Here is a 4,472-nt window from a genome sequence, read left to right on the forward strand (position 1 = left end):
GGGGTACTTCCTCGGTGCTGCCAACAGAGCCTTCCTTCCCAGTCCCTAACCATGGGACCAGTCTTCGAAGACTCCGGCGAAGCGGGGGAAGCTCAACCCGCGCGCAGTCTGGGACCTGCGCGCGCTCGACCTCGCCGGCTCCCAGCGGCGCCTCGACTTCTCCCGAATCGAACCCGGCTGGCTGCGTGAACTCGCCAAACAGTGGGCCCGCTGGCGGCTCTCGCGCGGTAACACAGGCCAGAGCGTGGCGACTACTCTGCGGGCCTGCACGTTGCTGGGAGAGCATCTGTGCCGCACCGCGGGGGCAGGAGCCGGTCCGGAGCACCTGACGCGCATCGTGTTGGAGTCCTGGTTCGCGGCGTTGGCGATCGCCCTCTCGAACCCGACCAGCCGCGCCAAGCGGATCAACCAGATCGGGGTGTTCCTGCGTGACGTCGCCCGCCACGACTGGTGCCCCCAGATTCCACACAGCGCCGCCGTCTACGAGGGCGATATGCCCCGGCTCCCGCCCCCGCGGCCGCGGGCGTTGTCCGAGCACCTGATGCGTCAGCTCGAGGATCCCGTGAACCTGGCACGGTTCCCCACCGACGACGGTCGGCTCCTGTTGATGATCCTCATCCAGTGCGGGCTGCGGCTGGGCGATGCCTGCAAGCTCCCGCTGGACTGTGTGGTCCGCGACCACCACGACGCCCCCTACCTGGCCTGGATCAACCACAAGATCCACGGAAGGGTCGCGTTCTTCCCGATCAGTACCGAGCTCGCCGACCACATCACCGTTCAGCAGCGCGCGCAGCAGCAGCGGTGGCCGCAGGGCTGCCGCTACCTGTTCACCCGCTATCAGACCAATCTGGACGGCAACAAGCCGCTGCACGCCTCCACCTGGCGCCGTCACCTCGACGCCTGGCTGCGCGCGATCGAGCTGGTCGACGAGCACGGCGCCCCAGCGCACGTCACCGCGCACCAGTTCCGCCATACCGTGGCGACCCGGTTGATCAACCGGGATGTCCCGCAGTCGGTGGTTCAAGACCTGCTCGACCACATGTCCCCGGCGATGACGGCCCGCTACGCGCGCCTGACCAACGCGACCCGCCGACGGCACTGGGAGACGGCGATGAAGGTCAACGCCGAGGGCGACCCGGTCACAGTCGCCCCCGAGCACCCGCTCGCGGACGCCGATTGGATGCGGCTGAGTCTGGTCAGAGCCAAGGTCACCCTCCCGAACGGCTATTGCGGCGCCCCGGTACAGACCGACTGCGAGTACGCCAATCCGTGTCTGGACTGTCGGTTCTTCATCACCACCCCGGAGTTCCTCGCCCAGCATCGCCGCCAGCGTGACGACTCCCGACAGCAGATCGCCGACGCCGAGCAGGCCGGCCTGGCACGGGTCGCGGAGAAGAACCGCCGCACGACCGCGAAGCTCGACAAGCTCATCACCGTCCTCGAACACGCCACTGACAGCGAGATCGTGGTCGGGGGACGACGGGAGAACAATGCCGCCGGCTAACAACACCCGCTACCTCGTCGAGGCCTCCCGTAGGCGCGCCGCCGAAGCTCGCGATCGGGCCGAACAGGCCATCGCCGCGGTCGCGCGCGCCGGCACCCGCCCGACCATGGTGGAGATCGCCCGCACTGCCGGGGTCTCCCGTTCCTGGCTCTACACCCAGACCGACCTCGTTACGGCCATCGGGCATCTGCAGCAACGGTGTCCCTCCCCGGTCCGAACTGGGCCGCAGCCGGCCACTATCGACTCGCTTCAGACCCGGGTCGAGGCACTCACGCACCGCAATACCCAGCTCCGAGCCGAGGTTCGCGACCTCACCCATCGTCTCGAGGCTGCACATGGTGAGATCCGCCGCCTCCGTATCGCCAACCCAGAAGATCCGAGATGAGCCGCGGCCAGTCGACCGTCTCGTTGGAGTAACGGGCTGGACACGGTTCATCGATGCAGACGGAGCTGCAAGCTGGGATGCGGGCCACTTCAGCGCTGGCGGACCAGGGTGGACTGCAGACCGCTGTGCCGCTGGGCGAGGCGATCGGCGAGCGCCTCGATGCTGTCTGCTCGCGCGAGGCGCTTTCGCCAGTTCGTGGGTAGTGCTCGCACGCCGTGCCGAGCACCGGCGAGCGCTCCGGTCATCGCTGCGATGGTCGGAGTCGAGCCGTGGAGGTGCACGGCGTAGCGGATGGCCTCGCGGGGGTGGTCGGGGTGGCGCAGGAACGCATACACCGCTGCGGCCACTGGGCCCGTGGCCCCCAGCGTCTCGGCGAGCAGCTCTCGCCCTGCTTCCGAGGGGCTCGGATTCTCGGCGGCGAGTTGCTGCAGCGTCGTGACTGCAGGAACTCCGTGCGGACCGGATGCGCCGCGCAAACGGCTCACCAGCAGCCGGGGAGCGGTGTGGGCTGGGCCACCGGCGAGGCTGGTCGCCACAGCTGAAGCGAACATCGCTGCGGCGGCATGGGCGAGGGGGTCCTGGGTCAGCTGCCCCGCGCACATGCGCGCTGCCGACAGTAGATCCGGCCCGCTCAGAGTGGTGAGCGCGAGCGGTGCGACGGGGACTGCTGGATGGGCTCCCTCGCGTGGTACGGCGGCCTCAGGGCGGTCGCGCTTATCCAGGACTGCCGTGAACAGTCGCGTGTCGTCGAGCCCGTAGCCGCAGCGCTGCTTGTCGGCCCACCAGGTGTGAGCCAGGTAGGTCTGGAGGAGCGCGCCGTCGACGTGGCGGATGGTCTGATGGTTGCTCAGGCATTCCGCGACGCCGAGGGCGAGTTCGGTCGCTGCGGTGTGGCGGAGAGGTTGGTCACCGGCGATGTGGTCGTCGAAGTTGACCGGTGCGCGAGCGACTGCGCGTCCGAACGAGACGGCCAGGCCGTCGGCGCATGCCTGGCCCAGCAACAGTCCGCGGGCCTTGTCCTGCCAGAACCGTTCGACTCGAGCCTGGAACTCGTCATTCGTCATGGAGCTCCTCTGCGGGAGGGGCGATGGTGAACAGACGGCTACGACCTAAGAGCGCGCCGCTCGGCGATCGGCAACGCTGCGGCCGGGCCGGCGGTCGCTCGTGCGGTAAGCAGGGCTCGGCGAGAAACTGGGGCGTAGTGGACGATCGAGTCGATCGATGGCTGCGCGCACCTCGCACCCGGCACCGACGGTTCGGCGAAGATCAGCAGATCATCCGGGCCGAGACCCGTTCGGGTCCGGGACGCCGCGGAAGGCGCGTGGTCCACAATCCGTCTCCTTCGTTGGGCGGTGTCGTGGCGAGGCGTCCGGCGAGACGGCTCCGGGGCCCGGGGCGGCATCGCCGGGGGACTGGCACAGCCAACCTTATCCGGACGTGAGAGTTATCGGCATCGTCCGCGCTGGCCGTACGAGGAGCGTGTACCCGTAGCAGCCGTTCGCCCGCCTGGTGCGACCACGCGCCGACGCGGCGGCGATCGGGCTCAACCTCGCTGCAGAAAACGGTCAGGTCGGGGCAGTGCTGGAGTCACGTGGCTCTTCAGCTATGGCCGGCGCGCCGGAGAGCGAGGGAGTCGGCATGGTCACACCGGCCATGACTCTCCTGTCACGTGACAGTAGAGTCTTGCCTGATCTCGTGGCCCCAGCGTCGTGGCCGCTCCCCTTCGCTCCCCACAGAAAGTGGCGATGTCGCGTCCTGCCTTTCCCCGGTTCCTGTCCGAGATCCGCATCCCCGGTCCGCGCGCGCTGCGCACCGAGGCGCTCGCCGGCCTCGTGGTCGCGCTGGCGCTGATCCCCGAGGCGATCGCCTTCTCGATCATCGCCGGGGTCGACCCGAAGGTCGGGCTCTATGCGTCGTTCACGATGGCGGTCGTGATCGCCTTCTGCGGCGGCCGGCCGGCAATGATCACCGCAGCAACCGGTGCCATCGCACTGGTGGTCGCCCCGCTCTCGCGTGAGTACGGCGTGGAGTACCTGCTCGCGGCCGTCGTCCTGGGCGGGGTGCTCCAGGTGCTGCTCGCGGTGACCGGTTTCGCCCGGCTGATGCGGTTCCTGCCGCGCAGCGTCATGGTCGGTTTCGTCAACGCGCTGGCGATCCTGATCTTCACCTCTCAGCTGCCGCACCTGATCGACGTCCCGTGGCCGGTCTATGCCCTCACCGCGGTCGGGCTCGCCGTGATGGTCGGCCTGCCGCGGCTGACGAAGGCCGTTCCGGCGCCGCTGGTCGCGATCGTGCTGCTGACCTGCTTCACCGTGTTCGCCGCGGTGACGGTCCCGACCGTGGGGGATCAGGGCGAGCTGCCCGACACCCTGCCCGTGCTCGGCATACCCCTGGTGCCGTTCACCGTCGAGACGCTGTTGATCATCGCCCCGTCCGCGCTCGCGATCGCGCTCGTGGGCCTCATCGAGTCGCTGATGACCGCCAAGCTCGTCGACGGGATCACCGATACCCACTCCGACAAGACCCGCGAGTCGTGGGGCCAGGGCGTCGCCAACGTCGTCACCGGGTTCTTCGGCGGCATGG

General features: G+C 68.9%; 4 protein-coding genes. 3 read left to right on the forward strand and 1 reads right to left on the reverse strand.

Annotation, left to right across the window (positions count from 1 at the left end):
* Positions 1 to 244: 244 nt before the first annotated feature.
* Together BM093_RS34210 and BM093_RS38540 are read left to right on the forward strand one after the other, a co-directional pair.
* Entirely contained in the window at positions 245 to 1,504 is a 1,260-nt protein-coding gene (locus tag BM093_RS34210) for a tyrosine-type recombinase/integrase (RefSeq protein WP_143105706.1), read from the forward strand.
* On the forward strand, positions 1,491 to 1,889 hold the full coding sequence (locus BM093_RS38540) for a DUF6262 family protein (protein ID WP_085915770.1): 399 nt from the start codon (positions 1,491 to 1,493) through the stop codon (positions 1,887 to 1,889). Before BM093_RS34210 ends, BM093_RS38540 begins: the two co-directional genes overlap by 14 nt.
* A gap of 89 nt (positions 1,890 to 1,978) precedes the next feature.
* On the opposite strand, the gene BM093_RS34220 is transcribed toward BM093_RS38540, so the two are convergent.
* Positions 1,979 to 2,953, reverse strand: a complete 975-nt coding sequence (locus BM093_RS34220; RefSeq protein ID WP_085915769.1) for an ADP-ribosylglycohydrolase family protein — start codon at positions 2,951 to 2,953, stop codon at positions 1,979 to 1,981.
* Between the two features lie 681 nt (positions 2,954 to 3,634).
* Between BM093_RS34220 and BM093_RS34225 the strand changes: the two genes are divergently transcribed.
* On the forward strand, positions 3,635 to 4,472 hold an 838-nt coding region (locus BM093_RS34225), incomplete at its 3' end, for a SulP family inorganic anion transporter (protein WP_143105707.1).

This window comes from Pseudonocardia ammonioxydans, from assembly GCF_900115005.1.
Lineage (GTDB): Bacteria > Actinomycetota > Actinomycetes > Mycobacteriales > Pseudonocardiaceae > Pseudonocardia > Pseudonocardia ammonioxydans.

What these genes read in the sequence shown, in the direction of transcription:
- BM093_RS38540 (WP_085915770.1), top strand. Translation starts at nt 1,491, where the DNA reads ATGCCGCCGGCTAACAACACCCGCTACCTCGTCGAGGCCTCCCGTAGG.
- BM093_RS34220 (WP_085915769.1), bottom strand. Translation starts at nt 2,953, where the DNA reads ATGACGAATGACGAGTTCCAGGCTCGAGTCGAACGGTTCTGGCAGGAC.